The 610-nt window shown below is 35.6% G+C and carries 1 protein-coding gene; it reads left to right on the forward strand.

Features of this window, described 5'->3' with window-relative positions; translation table 11 throughout:
• Positions 1 to 600 (forward strand): transposase (locus LC076_RS24025; protein ID WP_226671605.1); only part of this gene is annotated, 600 nt, incomplete at its 5' end.
• Positions 601 to 610 lie beyond the last annotated feature (10 nt).

Below are 610 nucleotides of genomic sequence, written 5' to 3' on the forward strand. Positions count from 1 at the left end.
ATTACCGAGAAGAAAAATCGGGAGATATTAGGTTTAACAGTGGATCATGCCGAAAGTTATGATAGCTGGAGTCGATTCTTTCAACACCTTAAATCACGCGGTATTCAATCTCCTAAGCTTATTATATCGGACGCGCATCAAGGACTCCAAAAAGCGATACAACGTGAATTTATAGGAACTAGTTGGCAAAGGTGTAACGTACACTTCAAACGAAATATTTTTGAGAAGTTACCCAAAAAGGATTCAACAGAAATACGTATGATGATTAAGCGCATTTTTGAAGCCATTACAATTGAGGATAGTCGAAAGTTTAAAGACGAATTGATGAGTCAGTTCGGTGACAATCCCAAATACGAAAAGTCCCTTACTATTCTGGATGATGGTTTCGAAGATACCATTCAATATATGAATCATCCAGAGGAAATACGTTGTCACATTCGAAGTACAAATTCTCTTGAGCGTCTGAATCAAGAAGTTCGAAGAAGAGAAAGAGTTATACGTGTTTTTCCAAATACACAATCGGCTTTTCGTTTAGTAGGAGCTGTATTAATGCAATATCAAGAATCAGTTTACTCTATTAAAAAATCTCTCACTAAATAACAATTTTTTA

Origin of the sequence: Metabacillus litoralis (assembly GCF_020524045.1) — a bacterium.
Taxonomy (GTDB): Bacteria; Bacillota; Bacilli; order Bacillales; family Bacillaceae; genus Metabacillus; species Metabacillus litoralis_C.